This is a genomic window from Mesorhizobium sp. M4B.F.Ca.ET.089.01.1.1, from assembly GCF_004022605.1.
Taxonomy (GTDB): Bacteria; Pseudomonadota; Alphaproteobacteria; order Rhizobiales; family Rhizobiaceae; genus Mesorhizobium; species Mesorhizobium abyssinicae.
Map to the genome: position 1 here is coordinate 1 of NZ_RZOS01000687.1, position 2,119 is coordinate 2,119.

At 66.8% G+C, this 2,119-nt stretch carries 2 protein-coding genes and 1 pseudogene; all 3 read right to left on the reverse strand.

The window, feature by feature from the left end; translation table 11 throughout:
• A pseudogene (locus EN780_RS32700) lies at positions 1 to 445 on the reverse strand (serine protease); the annotation flags it as partial.
• 198 nt (positions 446 to 643) lie between these two features.
• On the reverse strand, positions 644 to 1,378 hold the full coding sequence (locus EN780_RS32705; RefSeq protein WP_189556930.1) for an MBL fold metallo-hydrolase: 735 nt from the start codon (positions 1,376 to 1,378) through the stop codon (positions 644 to 646).
• On the reverse strand, positions 1,378 to 2,119 hold a 742-nt coding region (locus EN780_RS32710), incomplete at its 5' end, for a 6-phosphofructokinase (protein WP_189556932.1). The genes EN780_RS32705 and EN780_RS32710, both read right to left, overlap by 1 nt.

A 2,119-nucleotide genomic window follows, 5' to 3' on the forward strand; every position in this document is an offset into this window, starting at 1 on the left:
ACGTGGCGCCGTCGATGACATGGTTGTTGGTGACGATGGTGCCGTCGGCGCCGATGATGAAGCCGGACCCCAGCGCCTCGGCGCGCTGTGACTGCTGCGGCGGCGTCTTGGGCATCGGCACGCCCTGGTCGCCGAAGAACTGGCGGAAATAGTCGTCGAAGGGCGAGCCGCCGTCGAAGGGCTGGTCCTCGCTCATCGTCTCCGGCTGCGCCTTCATGACGGTGGTGACGGTCACCACCGCCGGCTTGTCGGCGGCCACGATCGGCGCGAACGAGCCGTTGGGCGCCGTGATTCCGGCAACCGGGGTCTGGGTCGTGGCGACGGTGTTGCTCGCGCCGATGCCGCCCGCGCTTTGGGCGAAGGACACGACGAAGGGGGAGATGATCAGCGCAGCGCCCAGCAGGGCCGCGACGCGATGTCTACGAATTATGCTCTGGGGTGACATGGTCGTTTCTGTCCGGGCGAGAGTTGATGCCTCGCCGCGAGCGGCTCAAGCGAGGCGCCCGCCGGCGTGTCGGCGACCGGGACTGCGTGTCTCGCCATGCATGGCAGCCGGCCGGATCGACCGCCTGCATCTAGGGCGTGGATCGGCCCGAATTAGGGTTTTGGCGCGACCTTACGAAGATTTAATATCAGGGAGACCTCACGCAGCGCCTCTGCGGCGCAGATACGCCGAGGCGATCTCGCGCATCCGCGCGCCGTCGAAGCTCGGTCCATGACCGCCATGGCCGATGCTGATCGGCAGGTCGAGCAGGCGCCGCATGGTGCGGCAATAGGCGGCGCGATCGGAATCCGGCAAATCGTCGATCAGCATGCCGTCATAGATGGCATCGCCGGCAAACAACAACCCGTCGGCCTCGTCGAACAGCGCGATCGAATCGGGCGAATGTCCCGGCAGATGCAGGACGCGGAACCGGCGGTCGCCGAGATCGACGATGTCGTCCTCGTCAAGCGCGCGCGTCAGCGGCGCCGGTGGTATCCGATAATCGGCTGCCTTCCAGCCGGGCGCCGGCAATTTGGAAACGGCGCCGTCGAGATTGTGGAACATGTAGGCATAGGTGACGGCCTCATCCATGCTCTCGAACTGCGCCGCGCTCATCTTCGGCCCGGCCCGCAGCGGGAACTCATGCAGCGAGCCGACATGGTCGAGATGGATATGCGTGGCGACGACGATCAGCGGCTTGCCGGCTGGCGTGTCGATCTCGGGCGCCAGCGGCTGGATGCCCATGCCGGTGTCGATCAGAAGGTCGGCATCGCGGCCCTTGAGATGCCAGATGTTGGCGCGTACGAAATCGTGCACGAACGGCTCGGTCAGCATTGTTGTCCTGGCGTCGACGATGGCCTTGCCGAACCAGTCGCCCACCACCAGGTCGCCCATCAGACGAAGGGCTTCCCGACCTTGTATTTCTCCGGCACCAGCCGCTTGAGGTAGGCCATGCCGGCATCCGAGAGCTTGTTGGCGTCGGGCTGCATGAAATCGTCGGGCATGTGGCGCGTCTTGCCTGCGACGTTCTTCAGCGGCACTTTCTTCAGCACGGTTTTGGAACCGTCATACTGCAGCGCCACCGAGCCGCCGCCCTGCCCGGCGACCTCGACGGCGAAGGCGCCGGCGTCGAAGGCCTCTTTGGCGTCGACGGCATTGATCGCACCGATGTAGCCGCGCGGCATGTAGCCCAGCGCATCGACGCGCGCCCGCTTGCCCGGCAGGCCTTCGGCCAGCGCGCGCTCCAACGCGGCCGTCAGGTCGCTGCCCGACAGCTTGACGTTGCCGTGCTGGTCGCGTTCGAGCTTCTCTGGCGGCACCAGGCTCTCGACCAGCGCCTTGCCGTCGGCGGTGCTGACGCCTTCGGAGACGGCAACGATGCAGCGCTTGTGGCGGTCGAGCGTAGCCCGCACGTCGTCGATGAAACGCTTCGCCGAGAAGGCGCGCTCCGGCACGTAGACCAGATGCGGGCCGCTGTCGGGATCGAGCTGCCAGGCGGCGGCGGCCGCGGTCAGGAAGCCGGCGTGCCGGCCCATGACGATGCCGACATAGATGCCGGGCAAAGCGCGGAAGTCGAGATCGACCGAGAGGAAGGCGCCGGCGACGAACTCGGCCGCCGAGATGAAGCCCGGCGTG